Source organism: Plantibacter sp., from assembly GCF_059073635.1.
On record NZ_JCACOF010000012.1, the window covers coordinates 224,006 to 243,234 of the forward strand.

The 19,229-nt window shown below is 69.3% G+C and carries 22 protein-coding genes and 2 tRNA genes; 14 read left to right on the top strand and 10 right to left on the bottom strand.

Annotation, left to right across the window (positions count from 1 at the left end; genetic code table 11):
• Positions 1 to 18: 18 nt before the first annotated feature.
• The 4 genes from AC5JOC_RS18355 (at position 19) to AC5JOC_RS18370 (ending at position 3,498) form a co-directional block, all read left to right on the top strand.
• Entirely contained in the window at positions 19 to 648 is a 630-nt protein-coding gene (locus AC5JOC_RS18355) for an ECF transporter S component (protein ID WP_086473536.1), read from the top strand.
• A gap of 86 nt (positions 649 to 734) precedes the next feature.
• Positions 735 to 2,132, top strand: a complete 1,398-nt coding sequence (locus AC5JOC_RS18360; RefSeq protein ID WP_229938569.1) for an ABC transporter ATP-binding protein — start codon at positions 735 to 737, stop codon at positions 2,130 to 2,132.
• Positions 2,129 to 2,929 (top strand): energy-coupling factor transporter transmembrane component T family protein, encoded by an 801-nt coding sequence (locus tag AC5JOC_RS18365; protein WP_124769159.1) that lies wholly within the window; start codon positions 2,129 to 2,131, stop codon positions 2,927 to 2,929. Before AC5JOC_RS18360 ends, AC5JOC_RS18365 begins: the two co-directional genes overlap by 4 nt.
• Entirely contained in the window at positions 2,926 to 3,498 is a 573-nt protein-coding gene (locus AC5JOC_RS18370) for a nucleoside/nucleotide kinase family protein (RefSeq protein ID WP_494246964.1), read from the top strand. The genes AC5JOC_RS18365 and AC5JOC_RS18370 overlap by 4 nt, the downstream gene beginning before the upstream one ends.
• Before the next feature lie 143 nt (positions 3,499 to 3,641).
• On the opposite strand, the gene AC5JOC_RS18375 is transcribed toward AC5JOC_RS18370, so the two are convergent.
• Together AC5JOC_RS18375 and AC5JOC_RS18380 are read right to left on the bottom strand one after the other, a co-directional pair.
• Positions 3,642 to 3,714 (bottom strand) — tRNA-Arg (locus AC5JOC_RS18375).
• A 30-nt stretch (positions 3,715 to 3,744) separates the two neighbouring features.
• Complete coding sequence (locus tag AC5JOC_RS18380; protein ID WP_064295131.1) at positions 3,745 to 3,969, bottom strand: SCO4848 family membrane protein; 225 nt, start codon at positions 3,967 to 3,969, stop codon at positions 3,745 to 3,747.
• A gap of 52 nt (positions 3,970 to 4,021) precedes the next feature.
• Between AC5JOC_RS18380 and orn the strand changes: the two genes are divergently transcribed.
• The 4 genes from orn to nadE all read left to right on the top strand — a co-directional run bounded on the left by orn (position 4,022) and on the right by nadE (position 6,087).
• A complete protein-coding gene (orn, locus tag AC5JOC_RS18385) occupies positions 4,022 to 4,642 on the top strand; it encodes an oligoribonuclease (RefSeq protein WP_064295132.1) in 621 nt (206 codons plus the stop codon).
• Positions 4,643 to 4,692: 50 nt separating this feature from the next.
• Positions 4,693 to 4,768: transfer RNA gene (locus tag AC5JOC_RS18390), tRNA-His, on the top strand.
• A gap of 55 nt (positions 4,769 to 4,823) precedes the next feature.
• On the top strand, positions 4,824 to 5,174 hold the full coding sequence (locus tag AC5JOC_RS18395; RefSeq protein ID WP_079705689.1) for a metallopeptidase family protein: 351 nt from the start codon (positions 4,824 to 4,826) through the stop codon (positions 5,172 to 5,174).
• Positions 5,175 to 5,265: 91 nt separating this feature from the next.
• A complete protein-coding gene (nadE, locus tag AC5JOC_RS18400; protein WP_085510661.1) occupies positions 5,266 to 6,087 on the top strand; it encodes an NAD(+) synthase in 822 nt (273 codons plus the stop codon).
• Here the strand turns inward: nadE and AC5JOC_RS18405 are convergent.
• Together AC5JOC_RS18405 and AC5JOC_RS18410 are read right to left on the bottom strand one after the other, a co-directional pair.
• Positions 6,059 to 6,844 (bottom strand): hypothetical protein, encoded by a 786-nt coding sequence (locus AC5JOC_RS18405; protein ID WP_494246965.1) that lies wholly within the window; start codon positions 6,842 to 6,844, stop codon positions 6,059 to 6,061. The genes nadE and AC5JOC_RS18405 overlap by 29 nt on opposite strands.
• Before the next feature lie 109 nt (positions 6,845 to 6,953).
• Positions 6,954 to 7,154 (bottom strand): hypothetical protein, encoded by a 201-nt coding sequence (locus AC5JOC_RS18410; protein WP_064295136.1) that lies wholly within the window; start codon positions 7,152 to 7,154, stop codon positions 6,954 to 6,956.
• A 282-nt stretch (positions 7,155 to 7,436) separates the two neighbouring features.
• On the opposite strand from AC5JOC_RS18410, the gene AC5JOC_RS18415 reads away from it, so the two are divergent.
• The 5 genes from AC5JOC_RS18415 (at position 7,437) to AC5JOC_RS18435 (ending at position 12,250) form a co-directional block, all read left to right on the top strand.
• A complete protein-coding gene (locus AC5JOC_RS18415) occupies positions 7,437 to 7,895 on the top strand; it encodes a single-stranded DNA-binding protein (protein WP_124769166.1) in 459 nt (152 codons plus the stop codon).
• Between the two features lie 22 nt (positions 7,896 to 7,917).
• Positions 7,918 to 8,442, top strand: a complete 525-nt coding sequence (locus AC5JOC_RS18420; protein ID WP_244175458.1) for a DUF6993 domain-containing protein — start codon at positions 7,918 to 7,920, stop codon at positions 8,440 to 8,442.
• 105 nt (positions 8,443 to 8,547) lie between these two features.
• The gene (locus AC5JOC_RS18425; RefSeq protein ID WP_494246966.1) at positions 8,548 to 9,993 is read left to right on the top strand and encodes an amino acid permease; all 1,446 of its coding nucleotides are present in this window, start codon (positions 8,548 to 8,550) and stop codon (positions 9,991 to 9,993) included.
• A 13-nt stretch (positions 9,994 to 10,006) separates the two neighbouring features.
• Positions 10,007 to 11,689, top strand: a complete 1,683-nt coding sequence (gene ettA, locus AC5JOC_RS18430; protein WP_085510665.1) for an energy-dependent translational throttle protein EttA — start codon at positions 10,007 to 10,009, stop codon at positions 11,687 to 11,689.
• Positions 11,690 to 11,776: 87 nt separating this feature from the next.
• Positions 11,777 to 12,250, top strand: a complete 474-nt coding sequence (locus tag AC5JOC_RS18435) for an acyl-CoA thioesterase (RefSeq protein ID WP_064295138.1) — start codon at positions 11,777 to 11,779, stop codon at positions 12,248 to 12,250.
• Between the two features lie 10 nt (positions 12,251 to 12,260).
• On the opposite strand, the gene AC5JOC_RS18440 is transcribed toward AC5JOC_RS18435, so the two are convergent.
• On the bottom strand, positions 12,261 to 13,133 hold the full coding sequence (locus AC5JOC_RS18440) for an acyl-CoA thioesterase (protein WP_234993952.1): 873 nt from the start codon (positions 13,131 to 13,133) through the stop codon (positions 12,261 to 12,263).
• Positions 13,134 to 13,259: 126 nt separating this feature from the next.
• Between AC5JOC_RS18440 and AC5JOC_RS18445 the strand changes: the two genes are divergently transcribed.
• Positions 13,260 to 13,940, top strand: coding sequence for a DUF8185 domain-containing protein (locus AC5JOC_RS18445; protein WP_494246967.1), 681 nt, complete (start codon positions 13,260 to 13,262; stop codon positions 13,938 to 13,940).
• Between the two features lie 3 nt (positions 13,941 to 13,943).
• On the opposite strand, the gene AC5JOC_RS18450 is transcribed toward AC5JOC_RS18445, so the two are convergent.
• The 5 genes from AC5JOC_RS18450 to AC5JOC_RS18470 all read right to left on the bottom strand — a co-directional run bounded on the left by AC5JOC_RS18450 (position 13,944) and on the right by AC5JOC_RS18470 (position 19,156).
• The gene (locus AC5JOC_RS18450; protein ID WP_494246968.1) at positions 13,944 to 15,626 is read right to left on the bottom strand and encodes an FAD-binding dehydrogenase; all 1,683 of its coding nucleotides are present in this window, start codon (positions 15,624 to 15,626) and stop codon (positions 13,944 to 13,946) included.
• A gap of 55 nt (positions 15,627 to 15,681) precedes the next feature.
• A complete protein-coding gene (locus AC5JOC_RS18455; protein WP_079705698.1) occupies positions 15,682 to 16,086 on the bottom strand; it encodes a globin in 405 nt (134 codons plus the stop codon).
• 20 nt (positions 16,087 to 16,106) lie between these two features.
• A complete protein-coding gene (locus AC5JOC_RS18460) occupies positions 16,107 to 17,114 on the bottom strand; it encodes a mechanosensitive ion channel family protein (protein ID WP_079705699.1) in 1,008 nt (335 codons plus the stop codon).
• Positions 17,115 to 17,195: 81 nt separating this feature from the next.
• A complete protein-coding gene (locus AC5JOC_RS18465; RefSeq protein WP_079002301.1) occupies positions 17,196 to 17,870 on the bottom strand; it encodes a response regulator in 675 nt (224 codons plus the stop codon).
• Positions 17,867 to 19,156, bottom strand: a complete 1,290-nt coding sequence (locus tag AC5JOC_RS18470; protein WP_274499786.1) for a sensor histidine kinase — start codon at positions 19,154 to 19,156, stop codon at positions 17,867 to 17,869. The genes AC5JOC_RS18465 and AC5JOC_RS18470 overlap by 4 nt, the downstream gene beginning before the upstream one ends.
• Positions 19,157 to 19,229 lie beyond the last annotated feature (73 nt).

Consider the following 19,229-nt stretch of genomic DNA (forward strand, 5'->3'; position numbering starts at 1 on the left):
ACAGGAAGGGCACGTATCGTGTCAGCATCGACCAAGATCTCACCCTCTGAACGCGCTGCGTCGCGGACCTTGCGCTGGAGGGTCGTCGACATCGTCGTGGTCGCCGTGCTCGGCGTCGCGACCGGCCTCATCTTCTGGGCGTGGAACACGCTCGGATCACTCTGGTACGCGGGTGCCAGCGCCGTCACGCCCGGTTTCGGCGGGATCGCCGTCGGGATCTGGCTCCTCGGCGGGGTGCTCGGCGGACTCATCATCCGGAAGCCCGGCGCAGCACTCCTCGTCGAGACCATCGGTGCGATCGTCTCCGCCCTCATCGGCAACGCATGGGGCGTCACGACGGTGTACTCCGGCCTCGCTCAGGGCCTCGGTGCCGAGCTGGTGTTCGCGGCGCTCGCGTACAAGCGCTTCGGCCTCGTTCCGGCGATCCTCGCCGGTGCCGGCGCCGGGGCCGGCGCGTGGCTCCTCGAGCTCGTGATGTCGGGCAACCTCGAGAAGGGTGTCGAGTTCAACGCGATCTACCTCGGTTCGCTGCTCGTCTCGGGCGCGATCCTCGCCGGTGTCGTCGGCTGGGCACTCGTCAGGGCACTCGCGTCGACCGGAGCGCTCAGTCGGTTCGCGTCGGGGCGGGACGCTCGGCGCGAGGTCTGATCGTGCCGGGAGCGGCTGCGACCGGTCCGGCGCGCGTCGTCGCGCGGGACTGGGGGTGGCGTCATGCCGGTCGGAAGGCCTGGGCGGTGCGCGACCTCGACCTCGTGATCGAACCGGGCGAGCGGGTCCTCCTCCTGGGGGCGTCCGGTGCCGGCAAGTCGACGCTGATCCACGCACTGGCCGGCGTCCTCGGCGGTGCGGACGAGGGGGAGTCCCACGGCTCGCTCCTCGTGGACGGCGTTCCGCCTGAACGAGCGAGGGGTCGCATCGGGCTCGTGCTGCAGGATCCCGACTCGCAGGTGATCCTGTCCAAGGTCGGCGACGACGTCGCCTTCGGCTGCGAGAACCTCGGCGTCGAGCGCGAGGAGATCTGGCGCCGCGTCGACGCCTCGCTGGAGGCCGTCGGACTGGACCTGCCGCTGGACCACTCGACCTCGGCGCTGTCCGGCGGTCAGAAACAGCGGCTGGCCCTCGCCGGCGTACTCGCCATGCACCCCTCGCTCCTCCTGCTCGACGAACCGACCGCGAACCTCGACCCGGCCGGGGTGGCCGAGGTGCGGGACGCCGTCGCTCGGCTGGTCGATGACGGTTCGTCCACCCTGGTCGTCATCGAACACCGCGTCGACGTCTGGCGCGAGCTGATGACCAGGGTCGTCGTGCTCGACGCCGACGGCGGTGTCCTCGCCGACGGGCCACCCGACCTCGTCCTCGACGACGTCGGGCAGCGCCTGGCCGATGCGGGTGTCTGGGTGCCGGGCATCCCGCTGGGGTTGGCCCCTCGTCCGGTGTCCGGCCCATCAGCGGCGGTCATCACGACCGACGACCTGGCGATCGGTCGAACGCGGAAGCAGCCGGTGCAGGAGCACCTGGGGCTCGCGGTGCCCGAGGGCGCGGCGACCGTCATCGTCGGCCCCAACGGCGCGGGGAAGTCCACGCTCGCGCTCACGCTGGCGGGACTGCTGCCGGAGATCACGGGGACGGTGACCGCCGCTCCGCAGCTCGCCGGCAGGCTGGGATCCCGGCCGATCCGCTGGAAGTCCACCGAGTTGCTCACACGCATCGGGACGGTCTTCCAGGATCCCGAGCACCAGTTCGTCTCATCGACCGTGCGGAACGAGCTCGGTGTCGGCCTGCAGGCCCTCCGCTGGTCCCGGACCGCCATCGACGAGCGGGTCTCCGAGATCCTCGAGGCGCTCGGTCTCGGTCGTCTTGCCGAGGCGAACCCGTTCAGCCTCTCGGGCGGTCAGAAGCGCCGGTTGTCGGTGGCCACCGTCCTCGCCGCCCGGCCGGCGGTCATGGTCCTCGACGAACCGACGTTCGGGCAGGATCGACGCACGTGGTTGTCACTCGTCCGCCTGCTGCAGCACGAGCTCGAGCGCGGCGCGACGATCGTCTCCGTCACGCATGACGCGGGGGTCGTCGAACATCTGGGCGACCATCGCATCCTCCTCGAACCGCTGGAACTCGGGAGGCGGGCCGCATGACGAGCCTCACGGCAGCGGACCGCTCGACGGTGTTGCACCATCGACCGCCACTCGACCGCGTGAATCCGGTGACGAAGGTGCTGGCCGTCCTCATCCTGTCCGTCCCGTTGCTGCTGACGATCGACTGGGTGAGTGCGAGCACGGCGGTGCTGCTCGAAGTGATGCTGTTCCCGCTCTCCGGCCTGCGGTTCACCGCGCTGCTGAAGCGGGCACTGCCGGTGCTCGTCTTCGCGCCCATCGGCGGGATCAGCATGCTGTTGTACGCGAAGCCGGGAGGGACGGAGTACCTGTCGCTCGGGTTCGTCAGGGTGACGGACAACTCGATCGAGCTGGCGGTCGCCGTGACGATCCGCGTGTTGGCGCTCGGTCTCCCGACGATCCTGCTCTTCGCGCGGGTGGATCCGACCGATCTGGCCGACGGCTTGTCCCAGATCACGAAGCTGCCGTCGCGGTTCGTGCTCGGGATCCTTGCTGGCGCGCGGATGCTCGGACTCTTCATCGACGACTGGCGCAGTCTCGCGCTCGCCCGTCGTGCCCGTGGGCTGGGGGACCGGGGAGTGGTCCGGCGGTTCGCGTCCATGGCGTTCGTGCTGCTGGTGTTCGCCATCCGCCGCGGGAGCAAACTCGCGACGGCGATGGAGGCGCGGGGGTTCGGGGCACCGAACGAACGCACCTGGGCCAGACCGTCCCGCCTGGGCCGGGCTGACCTCGTCGCCGTCCTGGTGACGATCGTGATCATGGCTTTCGCGCTGTCCACGGCGGTCCTCGCCGGCACGTTCCGGGTCGTGGGCCAGTGAGCGCGGTTCCGCCGGTCCTGCTCATCGACGGACGGTCGGGCACGGGGAAGACGACGCTCGCCTCCTCGGTGGCGTCCGCATTGACGGCCAGCACGGTCGTCCACATGGACGACCTGTATCCGGGGTGGGAGGGGCTCGACGAGGGTGCTCGACTCCTCGTCGAGTGGATCCTCACACCGTTCTCCGAGCGGCGCGCGGGGGAGTGGCGGCGCTGGGACTGGGAACGGTCCGCCCGTGCGGAGGCGCACCTCGTGCCGAGTGACCGTCCACTCATCGTCGAGGGTTGCGGGTCGTCGTCGCGGGCGTCGCGAATACTCGCCGACACGGTGCTGTGGCTCGACGCGCCGGTGGTCCAGCGCACCGACCGCCTCATCGGGCGCGGTGACGGCGTCGACTGGCTCGCCGAGTGGACCCTCCAGGAGGACGCCTTCATCGAGCGGGAGCGGCCCGACCTCGACGCCGGTCTCCGCATCGAGGCGACCGGCGCCGCGGACCAGGTCTCATCCCTCGTCCTCGACGCCCTCGCGCGCGACGAAGCGAAACGCTGGAGCCCCTGGCTCCGTTCCTGAGACCCAAGGTCCGGGTTCTCGGTCCCTGAGCTGGTCGAAGGGTCAGCTTCCGGTCATCGGTCCCTGAGCGTGTCGAGGGGTCAGGACTCGAGGTTCCGGTCCCTCGAGCTTGAATGACGAAGGGTCCGCGATGTCGTGTGAGGTGCCCCCGGCAGGATTCGAACCTGCGACCAAGAGATTAGAAGGCTCCTGCTCTATCCCCTGAGCTACGGAGGCGGGCGTCGTCCAGGATACCGCAGCGGTGTCTCAGGCGCCGACGCCGAGGAGGCCGAGGACTCCGAAGACGAGCGACAGGGCTGCGAGGACGAGGGCGATGCTGATGAGGATGACGTGGACGCGCAGGAACGTCGTCGCACGTCCCTGATCGTCGCGGGCACGCGGGTCGGCGACGATCCGCTTGAGGAAGCGGGGCCAGACGACGACGTTGTAGACACCGTTGACGAGCAGCAGGACGGAGATGGCGATGATCACCGCTCGAGTCTACGGAACCGGCGGCGTCGGTCGTGCTGAGTAGACTCGACCCATGAGCACAGCTGGGGACCGTCTGGTCTGGATCGACTGCGAGATGACCGGACTCGAGCTGGAGGTCGACGAACTCGTCGAGATCGCCGTCGTGATCACCGACTTCGAACTGAACATCCTCGACCCGGGTTACTCCGTCGTGATCAAGCCCGACCAGTCGGCACTCGACAACATGGGTGAGTTCGTGACGAACATGCACCGCACCTCGGGGCTGCTCGAGGAGATCCCGAACGGCGTGAGCGTCGCGGACGCCGAGTTCCAGGTCATCGAGTACATCCAGCGCTTCGTCCCCGACGAGTCGAAGGCACCGCTGGCCGGGAACACCATCGGGACCGACCGAGGATTCCTCGCGCGGTACATGCCGCGGCTCGACGCCCACCTGCACTACCGCAACGTCGACGTCTCCTCCATCAAGGAACTCGCCCGTCGGTGGTACCCGCGGGTGTACTTCAACGCCCCGTCGAAGCACGGCGGACACCGCGCGCTGGCGGACATCCTCGAGTCGATCCGTGAGCTCGCCTACTACCGCGGAGCGTTGTTCGTCGACCTCCCCGGCCCGTCCTCCGACGACGCGAAGCAGGTTTCGGAAGCGGTCGTGTCACGGTACGCCCCAAACATGTAATAGACTCGTCCAGTCGCTTGTGACGCGGTCTCCGCGGAGCAGGTCGCATGGTGGGTATAGCTCAGTTGGCAGAGCGCCTGGTTGTGGTCCAGGAGGTCGCGGGTTCAAGCCCCGTTACTCACCCCATGTCGTACAGAAGCCGGAGGATCCCTCCGGCTTCTGTCGTATCCGGGGAGCGGGCATGTTGGAGCTGGACACCGAGGCGTTCGAAGCCCTCGTGGTGGACGAACTCGACCGCTTGCCCGACGAGATGGTCGACGGTCTCGACAACCTCGTCTTCGTCGTCGAGGACCGGCCTGAGAACGGCACGCTCGACACGCTCGGGCTGTACGACGGCGTCGCCCTGACGGAGCGCGACCGCTACGGCTTCGGCGAGATGCCCGACCGGATCATCGTCTACCGCGAGCCGCATCTGGCGGCGTGCGAGACACTCGACGAGCTCGCCGACGAGATCCACACCACCCTGGTCCACGAGATCGCGCACTTCTACGGCATCGACGACGAGCGGCTGCACGAGCTCGGCTGGGCCTGAGACCCGCCTCGCCCACCGAGCCGTGTTTCCGGTGTGTTGCAAGTGCCTCGGAGTTCCGGGTGCGCCTCCGGTGAGCGAGTAGCCTGGGGACATGCGCGAGATCCAGGCCCGCATCATTGCGGAACTCCATGTCAGCCCCACGATCGACCCGGCGGCCGAGGTCCGTTCCCGGATCGACTTCCTGAAGTCGTACCTGCGGGCGACGCACACGAAGGGGTTCGTGCTCGGGATCAGCGGGGGACAGGACTCGTCGCTCGCCGGGCGCCTGTGCCAGCTCGCGGCGGAAGAGGTCCGAGCCGAGGGTGGCGAGGCCCGGTTCGTCGCCGTCCGTCTGCCGTACGCCGTGCAGCACGACGAGGACGACGCCCAGTTGGCGCTGTCGTTCATCCGCCCGGACGACTCCGTCGTGTTCAACATCCAACGTGCGGTCGACGGGTTCGAAGCCGAGTACGCGGATGCGACCGGCGAACCCCTCAGCGACTTCGTCAAGGGCAACGCGAAGGCGCGCGCACGGATGGTCGCGCAGTACGCGATCGCCGGTCAGCAGGGGCTCCTGGTGGTCGGGACGGACCACGCGGCCGAGGCGGTCACCGGCTTCTTCACGAAGTTCGGCGACGGCGGGGCCGACGTGCTCCCGCTCAGTGGCCTGACGAAGCGTCAGGGGCGTGCGCTCCTCGAGTCGCTCGACGCTCCGGAACGCCTCTACCTGAAGGCCCCGACCGCCGATCTCCTCGACGGCACCCCCGGCCAGACCGATGAGGAGAACCTCGGGCTCAGCTACCAGCAGATCGACGACTTCCTCGAGGGGAGCGAGATCGATCCGGTGGCCGCCGAAGCGATCGAGGCCCGGTACGCGGCGACGGAGCACAAGCGGCAGGTCCCGGTCAGCAAGTTCGACACCTGGTGGCGCTGACCACGCACCCCTGACACGAAGACGGCGGCCCGATCGGATGATCGGGCCGCCGTCTGTCAGTCGCGGTGGTCAGCTGACGCTGGACTGCTTGCGTTCGGCTTCCAGGACCGCGACGTCGTCGATGATGCGCTGCGTCGTGCTGGTGTTGATCGTGCCGCCCGTCGAGCGGGTGATGTCGCCGGGCCGTGCATGCCGGGGCGGTGGACGCGGGCTTCACCGCGGCGTACTGCTCGTGGTGCTGCTTGGCGACCCACGACTCCTGCTCCGCGACGAGCGCCTGTTCCGATCCTGTGGACTCGGCGCGCCAGCGACGGAGGTCGCCGTCGAAGTCCTTGCGGGCCCGTGCCGGCTTCTTCGACCACTCGACGAGGCGGTCGCGGAAGTCCTCGACCACCGGGTCCAACTCGTACCCGAACGTCGCGGAGTTGCGCTTCATCTCGTGGAGCTGGTGGTTCGCCCAGTCCGCAGCGACGGCCGCACCCTTGATCGGGCTGAGCCGCACGAGGGTGTCGGCCTGGGCGACGGCCCGATCGCTGAGCACCTGCTCCTGCGGGGTGAGCGAGTTCCAGACGCTGGCCTCGGTGGCGGCGTCGACGAGCGCCAGGATCGCGACGTTCTTCTGCTCTCGATCGCGCTGGTCCACGATGGCTCGCAGCGCGCGACGGCTTGCGCCGGCGGCGACGAGGGAGGACACCACGACGGCCACGATGAAGAGGGCCGCAGCGAACAGCATGGGGCGGACCTCAGCTGAGGTCACCCACTCTACGAAGTCATTCCACCACTGCATGGGCCGCAGACTACCCCTCGTTCGGGCGTGAACACGGGCGACGCACCGGGTTCGACGGGAACGGCGGGAGGGTCGTCGCTCAGTTGCGGAAGGCGTCGATGGCGACCGCGAGATCGCTGAAGCTGCCCAGCGGGGCGTACCCGAGGACCGCCGGTCGGAACCGGTTGGCCCGGTACTCCGGAACGCCGTCCGCTCCGACGGCCTCGATGTTGCCGAGCACGCGGCCGTCGGGGGTCGTCACGCGCCAGTAGCCGGGACGGATGCTCAGGGCGTTGGGCATGGGACTCCTCGTGCGCTGGTGGGGCGATGCCGGACTGGGACTGCCGGCTGGTACTCGTCAGCGTATGCGGGGCCACCGACATCGGCCCTGGTCAGAGCGGAGCGAGGGTCCTCCACAGCGAGGTGCGCGGTTGTGGACATCGACGAGGGCCGCCCGGCTCGACACGGGGCCCACGGGATCGGTGAGGCTGGCAGCGCGTCCGGGGTGGCGATCGGCACGGACCCGCCCCGGACGCTTCCGCGATCCACCGCCAGGATCGTCGGACCGACAGGAGAGGAACCCATGAACGACCAGATCACCGTCTGCGGACACGTCGCGACAGACCCCAAGCACCATCGCACGACGTCCGGGCTGGACATCACCAGTTTCCGCCTGGCGTCGCAGCAACGTCGGTACGACCAGAAGCAGGGTTCCTGGGTGGCGCAGGAGACGAACTGGTACACGGTGAGCGCCTTCCGTGGATTGGCGACCGCCTCCGCCACATCGCTCGTCAAAGGACAACGCGTGATCGTGCTCGGCCGGTTGCGGATCCGCGACTGGGAGCAGGGTGAGCGACGAGGGACGTCGGTCGACATCGAAGCCGATCACATCGGGCCCGACATCGGCTGGCAACCGAAGGGGTCCGGTGAGTCGCCGGTCGGAGCGGGGGTGTCTCCGGCGCCCGCCGCATCCGAGTCGACCGGTTCCGGAACCGGAACCGGGGAGTGGGCGTCGGCACCGCCGCAGGACACGCCGTTCTGACGCGCCGCGTAGACTGCTCGACGTGCAGAAGAGCCTCCGCGACCGCCCCGTCTCAGCCGTCACCTCGATCCGTCGCCGCACGTCGATCGCCGGCGTCCGGGTCGGCGTGGTGCTCGGCCTGCTCGGCATCGTCGTGACCGGCTGCTCCCAGCCCGCTCCCGAGCCGACGGCCACGCCGAGCCAGACGCCGACCGCCACTGAGACGGCTCCGGCGGCGCCCGTGCTGCTCCCCGAGGGCACCGCCACCGACAACCTGCCGTTCTTCGACGCCGTGAACGCCGCCACGCTCGCCGCGAACCCCGCCGCTGGCGGCCAGGCGATCATCGACGGTCTCGTCGCCGCCGGCTTCCCGAAGGCGGAGATGGAGGTCTCCTCGGACACGACGAGCATCGGCGAGCCGGCCGACTCGATCCAGTTCGCCATCCGGTGGCAAGGGCAGTGCATCCTCGGGCAGAACGGGCCGGCGACGGGGTATCACTCGTCGGTGGTGTCGCAGCTCGACACCGGGCGATGCCTCATCGGGGTCACCCGCGCGATCGACTGGTAGCGCCGCCGACCACTCCCGGGCTGGTGCAAGCCGTGGGCATGCCATAACCTGACATTTCAGATATCGCCACCTCCTAGGTGGCTCGATCCGGAATCGAGGGCCCGCATGACCGCCAACCCATCACCTGGCGGGGAACCTGCCACCGAGGCCGTCTTCCTGGCCGACGAACGTCTGGCCGTGGCGCCGACGGCGTTGGCGCATACACTCAAGCCTCGTCATCTGGCGCTGATCGCCCTCGGCGGCATGATCGGCGCCGGGCTCCTCGTGGCGTCGAGCACGGCGATCCTCGCAGCGGGGCCCGGCGTGATCCTCGCGTACGCCCTGGCCGGCGTGGTCGTGGTGCTCGTCATGCGCATGCTGGGGGAGATGGCCTCCGCGTCGCCCGAGACCGGGTCGTTCTCCGCCTACGCCTCGCGCTTCATCGGCCCCTGGGCCGGTCTCGCGATCGGATGGCTCTACTGGTGGTTCTGGGTCGTGGTCGTCGGCATCGAGGCGACGGCCGCAGCGCAGATCGTCAGCCAGTGGGTGCCCGGTCTCCCGCAGTGGATCCCGGCGCTCGTGATCACCGTCGCGTTCCTCGCCGCCAACCTCGTCTCGGTGAAGTCGTTCGGTGAGTTCGAGTTCTGGTTCTCGTCGATCAAGATCGCGGCCGTGATCCTGTTCATCGCGCTCGGATCGCTCATCATCGTCGGCGTCGTCCCGACCGAGACGGCGACCGTCGCCAACCTCGCTCCGACCGACGGGGGCTTCCTGCCGTTCGGTATCGGCGGCGTCCTGGCGGCGCTGCTGCCGATCATCTTCTCGATGTTCGGTGCCGAGGTCGCCACGATCGCGGCAGGAGAATCGGTGGACCCGAAGGGTGCCGTCCGGCGAGCGGTGAACTCGGTCGTCTGGCGGATCCTGCTGTTCTACATCGGTTCGATCCTGGTCGTCCTCATCGTGGTGCCGTGGACGGAGATCACGCCGGGGATCAGTCCCTTCGTCACCATGCTGCACGCCGCCGGGATCCCCGGTGCCGGGGTGGCGATGGACATCATCGTCTTCACGGCCCTGCTGTCGACGCTCAACGCCTCGCTGTACACGGCGTCGCGCATGCTGTTCTCACTCGGCGGCCGCGGGGAGGCCCCGCGAGCGGTCCGCGCGACGACGCGACGCGGCACGCCGGCGGTCGCGATCCTGTGCTCGGCCGTCGTCGGGCTCGTGTGCGTCCTGTTGAACTACCTCGCACCGGACGAGGTCTTCACGTTCCTCGTCAACTCCACCGGCGCGATCGCGATCTTCGTGTGGATCGTGATCGCCGTCGCTCAACTGCGCAGCCGACGGTTCGACCAGGTCTCGGCGTCGGAGAGCAGCGACCGCGTCGGCGGGATCCGCATGTGGGGACACCCGTGGCTCACGGTCGTGGTCGTCGTCGCGCTCGTCGCGCTGCTGGTGTCGATGTTCTTCGGCGGACCCGCCCGGCTCCTCGAGGTGACGACGAGTTGCGCGATCGCGGCGGCGGCCGTCATCGCGGGCGTCGTCGTGCAGCGCAAACGGAGGGTCCGCCCGTAGACTGGACGGCGACATGGCTGAATACATTTACTCGATGGTCCGCGCCCGCAAGGCGGTCGGCGACAAGCTCATCCTCGACGACGTGACGATGGCGTTCCTGCCCGGAGCGAAGATCGGCGTCGTCGGCCCGAACGGTGCCGGTAAGTCCACGATCCTGAAGATCATGGCGGGGATCGACACCCCCTCGAACGGCGAGGCGAAGCTCACGCCGGGCTTCAGCGTCGGCATCCTCATGCAGGAGCCGGAACTCGACGAGGACAAGACGGTGCTCGAGAACGTCCAGGAGGGCGTCGGCGAGATCAAGGGCAAGATCGACCGCTTCAACGAGATCTCGCTCGCGATGGCCGAGCCCGACGCCGACTTCGACGCCCTGCTCGCCGAGATGGGCGTGCTGCAGGAGGCGATCGACGCCGCCGACGCTTGGGACCTCGACTCGCAGCTGGAGCAGGCGATGGACGCCCTGCGCTGCCCGCCGTCCGACGCCACGGTCGCCCACCTCTCCGGTGGTGAGAAGCGTCGCGTCGCGCTCTGCAAGCTCCTCCTGCAGAAGCCCGACCTCCTGCTCCTCGACGAGCCCACCAACCACCTCGACGCCGAGAGCGTGCTCTGGCTCGAGCAGCACCTCGCTCAGTACGCGGGCGCCGTGCTCGCCGTCACCCACGACCGGTACTTCCTCGACCACGTCGCAGAGTGGATCTGTGAGGTCGACCGCGGTCGCCTGTACCCGTACGAGGGCAACTACTCGACCTACCTCGAGAAGAAGGGCGAGCGTCTCAACGTCCAGGGCAAGAAGGACGCGAAGCTCGCCAAGCGACTCGCGAGCGAACTCGAGTGGGTCCGCAGCAACGCGAAGGGCCGCCAGGCGAAGTCGAAGGCTCGTCTCGCTCGCTACGAGGAGATGGCGACGGAGGCCGAGCGCACCAGGAAGCTCGACTTCGAGGAGATCCAGATCCCCGCCGGTCCGCGACTCGGCTCGACGGTCCTCGAGGCCAAGAAGCTCGAGAAGGGCTTCGACGGACGCGTCCTCATCGACGACCTCTCCTTCAGCCTCCCGCGCAACGGCATCGTCGGCATCATCGGCCCGAACGGTGTCGGTAAGACCACGCTGTTCAAGACCATCGTCGGCATCGAGCCGCTCGACGCCGGTGAGCTCAAGGTCGGCGAGACCGTGAAGCTCTCCTACGTCGACCAGTCCCGTGGGGGCATCGACCCCAACAAGACGCTCTGGGAGGTCGTGTCCGAAGGGCTCGACTACATCCAGGTCGGCAACCAGGAGATCCCGTCCCGCGCCTACGTGTCGACCTTCGGGTTCAAGGGCCCGGACCAGCAGAAGAAGGCCGGCGTCCTCTCCGGTGGTGAGCGCAACCGACTGAACCTCGCGCTGACGCTCAAGCAGGGCGGTAACCTCCTGCTGCTCGACGAACCGACCAACGACCTCGACGTCGAGACGCTCTCGAGCCTCGAGAACGCGCTCCTCGAGTTCCCGGGTTGCGCTGTGGTCATCACCCACGACCGGTGGTTCCTCGACCGCATCGCGACGCACATCCTGTCGTACGAGGGCACCGAGGAGAACCCGTCGAACTGGCACTGGTTCGAGGGCAACTTCGAGTCCTACGAAGAGGACAAGATCAAGCGCCTCGGACCGGATGCGGCCAAGCCGCACCGCTCCGCCTACCGCAAGCTCACGCGCGACTAGGACTCGTGCGAACGGCCCATCGGCTTCTGCCGGTGGGCCGTCGTCCGTTCACGACCCGTACGTCCCCGACCCACGGAGGGCCCAGCAATGACCAGACTCCACGTGCCGATCCCACTGCGGTGGGGCGACCTCGACGCCTTCAACCACGTCAACAACGCCTCGATGCTCAAGCTGCTGGAGGAGGCGCGCGTCCGCGTCTTCTGGATCCCGACGCTGGCGTCGGAGGACGTCCCGCCGACCGCGGTCATCGATGCGAGCCTCGAGGCCGAGACGCTGACGCTCGTGGCGCACCAGGAGATCGAGTACCTGGCCCCGATCCCGTACCAGCGCGATCCGCTCGACGTCCAGCTCTGGATGGGCAAGATCGGCGGTGCCAGCCTGCAGGTCGCGTACGAGGTCTACTCGCCGCTGGGCGGGGCATCGCAGACGCTGTACGCCCGAGCCTCCACGACGGTCGTCATGGTGGACGCCAAGACGCTCAAGCCGCGCCGGATCTCGGACGTCGAACGTGCCGCATGGGAGCCGTTCCTCGAGGATCCGATCGAGTTCTCGCGGCGCTGAGCGACGCCGGTCACCGAGGCGTCGGGAACCGCACCATGCCCTCCTGGGCGACGCTCGCGACGAGGCGACCCGCCCGATCGTAGATGCGCCCGAGGGACAGACCTCGTCCGCCGGTGGCGCTCGGGGAATCCTGCAGGTAGAGCAGCCACTCGTCGACGCGGGCGGGTCGGTGCCACCACATGGCGTGGTCGAGACTGGCGATCTTGATGCCCGGGGTGGCCCACGGGACGCCGTGACGACGGAGCACCGGCTCCAGGATCGTGTAGTCACTCGCGTAGGCGAGCGCGGCACGGTGCAGCGCCGGGTCGTCGGGCAGGTCCTCGATCGTCTTGAACCACACCGCTTGCCGGGTGGTCCGCTCGCCCTCCACCCGGAGGTAGACGGGGGAGCCGACGTGTCGGAGGTCGAAGGGGCGTCCCGTCGCCCACGCCTCGGCCGCCGGGTGGTCGATCCCGCTGAGGAGCTCGGCGGCCGACGGGAGCGTCTCCGGGTCCGGGATCCCGTCGGGCAGCTCGATCTGATGCTCCGGGCCCTCGTCCTGGGTCTGGAAGGACGCGATCATCGAGAGGATCGGCACTCCGTTCTGGTACGCCTGGGTGCGCCGGGTGGCGAAGGAGCGTCCGTCGTGGATGCGGTCGACCGCGAAGGTGATCGGCAGGTCGACGTCGCCCGGTCGGAGGAAGTACCCGTGCATCGAGTGGATGATGCGCTCGGCGTCGACGGTCCGGGTCGCGGCGACGACGGACTGGGCGAGCACCTGACCACCGAAGACCCGCCCCTGTGGCATCCATTGGGACGGACCGGTGAAGATGTCCTCGTCGGTCCGGACACCGGGAGCACTGAGGTCGAGTGCGGTGAGCAGGGAGTGGATCGGTTCCTTCACGCGAACACGCCTTTCATCCGGGGGTCGAGGCTCGGTCGTCGATGCCCGACCCGACCCGCCGAGTCTATCCAGGCCCTGGCGACGCGGTGCCGGAGCGCACGCGGCGGTGGCGTAGATTGAGAGGAGATGTCCACCACCTTGCAGCTCCTCGACGCCACCTCGCTCGCCGACCTCCGCACCTTCCTCGCACGCGCCGCCCGGATCGACGACTCCGGTGTGCGACTCCTGGCTGCCGGGGACGTCCTGGCGGTCTCCGCCCCGGTGCTGCACCCGCAGGGTCTGCTCGACCGGAGTCCGACGATCATCGGGATGCGCACCTTCGCCCTCGCCGAACCCGCCACGGCCGACGTCCTCGCGACCCCGCGTGAACTCATCGACCGCATCGTCCGAACGCTCGGCGGCGTCGCTGCCGAGGACCTGGTCGCGAATGCCCGCGAGACCGTGCCGCTCGAGCTGCCGCCGTCCACGAGGACGGCCCCGTGGGTCGGACAGGCACCGCCCCGTGGCGGCTGGGAACGTGCGGGCGACGTGGACACCATCGAGCTGGAACTCGTCGCCAGGACGGGGGCCTCGGAGATCGCCGAGACGCTCCCCACCGCGGTGGGCGATCAGATCGTCCAGAAGGTGCGGTCGCAGGTGTGGTCACGGCCCCTCGGCGACGGCCACGGACTCCCGACCGGTGCCGCGTTCGCCGCGGTGGGCCTCGGCTTCATCGCCGAGCCGGAGCGCGCGGCCGTCTTCCGCTCAGGCGGATGGGTCCGCTTGAGCACCCGACGCGGGCATGTGCTCGCGGGCGCCGTGTCCTGATCCTCAGGCGCCTGCCATCGCGCGGCCGGCGGTCCGACCGCTGAACAGACACCCGCCGAGGAAGGTCCCCTCGAGCGCGCGGTAGCCGTGGATCCCTCCACCGCCGAAGCCAGCCGCCTCACCGGCGGCGTAGAGGCCGGGCACCGGGTTCCCGTCCGGGCCGAGGACCCGACTCGCGAGGTCGGTCTCGAGCCCGCCGAGGCTCTTGCGGGTCAGCACATGCAGCTTCACCGCGATGAGCGGTCCGGCCTTCGGATCGAGGAGCCGGTGCGGTGCGGCGACGCGGATGAGTTTGTCGCCCCGGTAGGAGCGGGCACCGCGGAGCGCGGTGATCTGCAGGTCCTTCGTGAACGGGTTGTCGATCTCGCGATCGCGAGCCTCCACCTCGGCGATGACGTTCCCCGCGTCGATGGGCGTCTCCGGGCTCAGCTCCTGCATGCCGGCGACCAGCTCGGTGAGCGTGTCGGCGACGACGAAGTCCGCGCCGTGCTCCTTGAACGCCTCGACCGGCCCGGGCGCTCCCGGGCCGATGCGCTTCGCGAGCAGCCCGAGGTCCTTCCCGGTGAGGTCGGGGTTCTGCTCGCTCCCCGACAGCGCGAACTCCTTCTCGATGATCCGCTGGGTCAGCACGAACCAGCTGTGGTCGTGGCCGGTGGCACGCAGGTGCGCGAGGGTACCGAGCGTGTCGAAGCCCGGGAAGAGCGGCACCGGGAGCCGCTTCCCGGTCGCGTCGAACCAGAGCGAGGACGGCCCCGGCAGGATCCTGATGCCGTGCTGCGGCCAGATCGGATCCCAGTTGGTGATGCCTTCGACGTAGTGCCACATCCGGTCGCCGTTGATGAGATGCCCGCCCGCACGCTCACTGATCGCCAGCATGCGTCCGTCGACGTGCGCGGGGACCCCGGAGAGCATGGTCGTCGGCGGCGTCCCGAGCCGGGCCGGCCACTGCTCGCGGACGAGGTCGTGGTTCCCTCCGATGCCGCCGCTCGCGACGAGCACCGCGGGCGCCCTGCACGAGAACTCGCCGACGACCTCGCGCGAGCTCGGAGCCCCGCGCTCGGCATGCGACGGGGCCAGCACGGAGCCGCGTACGCCGACGACCGCGCCGTCCTCGGTGAGCAGCTCGTCCACACGGTGCCGGAAGTGAGCCGACACCGTGCCGTCCTCGACGCCGGCGTTCACCCGTCGGACGAAGGGCGCGACGACACCGGGTCCGGTGCCCCAGGTGATGTGGAAGCGGGGAACGGAGTTGCCGTGGCCGATGGCGCCGTAACCGCCCCGTTCCGCCCAGCCGACGACCGGGAAGAACCGCACGCCCTGCTCGTGGAGCCAAGCGCGCTTCTCGCCCGCGGCGAAATCGAGGTACGCCTCTGCCCAGCGCTTGGGCCAGTGGTCCTCGGGACGGTCGAACGCTGCTGCGCCGAACCAGTCCTGGGTCGCGAGCTCGAGCGAATCACGGACGCCGAGGTGGCGCTGCTCGGGGGAGTCGACCAGGAACAGGCCGCCGAACGACCAGTGCGCCTGGCCACCGAGGTTCGACTCCGGCTCCTGTTCGAGCAGGATGACCCGCTTGCCGGCGTCGATGAGCTCTGCGGCGGCGACGAGCCCGGCCAGCCCGCTGCCGATCACGATCGCGTCGGCCTCGGTTCGATCGGCGGACGGGTTGGGAGGGACGGCTGCTGGCATCTGCTGACTCCTTCGGCACGGACGTGCGTCCGATCCTACGACCGTGCGGCCGGAATCAGAGGAGACTGCGGCGCGGTGCCCCTGGATCCTCGTCGAAGGTGTTGACCATGGCGTGGGCTGCCCGCTCGAGGTAGTCCCAGAGCGTCGCCTCGTGCACCGGCGCGAGGTCGAGGCTGTCGACGGCGGCGCGCATGTGCAGCAGCCAGCGGTCGCGAGCGTCGGGGTTCACGTGGAAGGGCTGGTGTCGGAGCCGGAGACGCGGGTGGCCGCGTTCGGCGCTGTAGGTGCCCGGCCCACCCCAGTACTGCTCGAGGAAGAGCATCAGCCGGTCGGCCGCCGGACCGAGGTCCTCCTCGGGGTACATCGGTTTCAGGACGGGGTCGCCGGCCACGCCGCGGTAGAACTCGTCCACGAGGGCCTTGAAGGTGGCGTGTCCGCCGACCTGCTCGTAGAAGGACATGCCTGGTGCCTGGGAGTCGGTCACTGCTGCCCTCTCGGGGGTCGCTTGGTCTTCGGCGCCCGTGGAGGGACCACCGTGGTCGGGTGGGTGCGCGGGGGACGCGAACCGGTCACGCTTGCGGCACCCTCGAAGCCCGAGAGGACGATGCTGTTGAGCGACGGCAGCTTGACGTCCATCTCGTCGACGGCCCGCTTCAACCGCATCCGCAGTTCGCGAGCCACGTCGTCCTTGGCACTCGTGCGCGTCTTGATGACGAGGCGGATGACGAGTGCGTCGCCCGAGATCGACTCGAGACCCCACAGTTCGGGCTTCTCGAGGATGCGGGAGCGCCACTTGGGGTCGTGGGCGAGTTCGTTCGCCGTGTCGAGCATGCGCTCCTGGACGGCCTCGACGTCGGTGTCGTACGGGATCGCCAGGTCGATGATGACCCGCGACCACCCCTGTGACATGTTGCCGACCCGCAGGATCTCGCCGTTGCGGACGAACCAGAGCGTGCCGTTGACGTCGCGTACCTGGGTGATCCGGATGCCGACGGTCTCGACGACGCCGGTGGCGGGCCCGAGGTCGACCACGTCGCCCACGCCCAGTTGGTCCTCGACCACCATGAACAGGCCGTTGAGGATGTCCTTGACGATGTTCTGCGCGCCGAAACCGAGACCGGCACCGACCGCGGCCGTCAGCAGGGCGAACGAGCCGATGATGCTCGAGTCGATGACGTTGACGACGAGGATGGCCGCGACGATGACGATGGTGACGTTGACGATGTTGCTGAGCACGGTGCCGAGGGTCCGCGTGCGTTGGACGAGTCGGACGGCGGCGAGCGGCGAGGCGAGCAGCGATTGCGTGTCGGTGACGTCGGCGCTCTTCTTGACGCCACTCACGATGCGGCCGACGACGCGTCGGATGACGAATCGGAGCACCCATGCGGCGGCGAACGCCAGGCCGATCACGACCACCACGCCGATGATCTTCCACCCCGCCGTCCAGAGGAAGGCGGTCACGTCAGGCCAGATCTCATCCCAGTTCATATGGGCCTCAGTGTATCGAGCGACCCGGAGTGAACCGTGTGAGCCGCCCGAGTGCGAGCCGGACGGTGCCTGCGTGAACGGTCATGGACGCACGAGTCCGTGCTTGTAGGCGAAGATGACCGCCTGCACGCGGTCGCGCAGCTGCAGCTTCATGAGCACGCGACCGACGTGCGTCTTCACCGTCGACTCGGAGAGGACGAAGTGGGCGGCGATCTCCGCGTTGCTCAGCCCCTCCGCCATGGCGACGAGGATGTCGTGCTCCCGCGGTGTCAGCTCGGCGAGTTCTGCTGCCGAGCCGTCCTCGGCGGCCGCGGGGGTGCCGGGGAGGGCCGTCGCGAAGAGTTCGAGCATCCGCTTCGTGATGCGGGTCGAGACGGCGGCGTCGCCGGCGTGGACCGCGCGGATCGCGGACGTCAGCTCGTTCGGCAGGGCGTCCTTCAGGAGGAAGCCGCTCGCGCCGGCCCGCAGCGCTCCGAAGGCGTACTCGTCGAGGTCGAAGGTCGTCAGGATGATGATGCGGCTGTCGGGGTTCGCGGCGACGATCCTCCTGGTCGCCTCGATCCCGTCGAGTCCCGGCATCCGGACGTCCATGAGGATCACGTCCGGCCGCAGGGTGGCGGCGAGGTGGATCGCCTCGGCGCCGTTCGAAGCCTCACCGACCACGTCCAGATCGTCCTCCGCGCCGAGCACGAGACCGAATCCGAGCCGGATGAGCTGTTGGTCGTCGACGAGCAGGATGCGGACGGGGTCGGTCATGGTGTGGTTCCTCGTGGTTCGGTGGTCGGCGGGGACGTTCTCGTCGGGCGTGGTTCCAGGGGGAGGACGGCATGGACGCGCCACAGCCGATCGCCGACGGCTCCGGCGGTGACCCGACCCCCTTGGAACGCGACGCGTTCGCGGAGGCCCAGCAACCCCTGGCCGGCGCCGAGCGACGGCGCGTCCGGAATGGACCCGTCGTTCTCGACGATGAGCTCGAGGTGCTCGTCGTCGGTGGTGATGACGACGTCGACGCGCTTCGGCCGCTCCGAGTACCGCAGCGCGTTCGTGAGTGCCTCCTGCGTGATCCGGTGCACGGCGAGCAGGATCGACGGGTCGTCCGTCGACGGCCCCGAGACGGTGAGTGCGACCGGCAGGCCGAGCCCGCGGAAGGTCTCGACGAGCGCGGGGATCGACGCGGCGTCGGGTTGCGGAGCGAGGGGTGCGCTGCCGGTCTCGCGGAGGACGCCCAGCATGCGTCGCATGTCGACGAGGGAGCCGCGGGCGGCGTCGGTGACGGCGGTCATGGCGGACCGGGACGCCGCCGGGTCCTTCGTCGCCAGGGCCCCCTCGCTGAGCGCGACGATGACGGTGAGACTGTGGGAGACGATGTCGTGCATCTCGCGGGCGATGCGGGTCCGCTCGGCGACGGCGGCGAGCTGGGCCTGCTGGTCGCGCTCGCGGGCCAGCTGCGCCGCCCGATCGACGAGGGCTTCGACGTACCGCTTGCGATTGCCGACGTTGATCCCGATCAGCAGCCCGAAGAGCGCGAAGAGGACGACCGAGATGATGGTCTGCTGCGGCTCTCCCGGCTCATGTGGTGCGGCCCAGGGCAGGAACGGGGCGAGGACGGCGACGACCGCGGCGGCGGCGAAGGCCTGCCAGCCGAGTGCGACGGTCCGGTACACGGCCACCGAGTAGAGCAGGATCGGCACCGCGAACGCGTCGACGCCCACCGTCTGTGCGACCGAGACGAGCCCGACGGCGATGACGAGCACGGTCATCGCGAGCGGGCGCCGTCGCCTGAGCAGGACGGCGAGTGTCGTGATGCCCACGATCGCGACGGCGAGCGCGATGCGGCCGGGCTGGGCCGCCAGGTCGACGTCGAACCACTCGACGGTGCTGACCGAGAGCGCGACGAGGAGGTACCCGGCGGCGATGAGCGAGTCGGCGGTCCACGGATGCCTCGACCACCAGCGTCGGACGACCCCGGGTGGGCGCGGGAGCATCAGTGCGGCCTCCGTCGCGGCCCGGTCCCGGTCGGAGGACGGCTTCCGAGCGGTCACGACGAGGACGACCCTGAGGGTCGGTCGTCGTTCACTGGTCGGCGCATCCCTCCAGGATACGGAGAACCCCTCC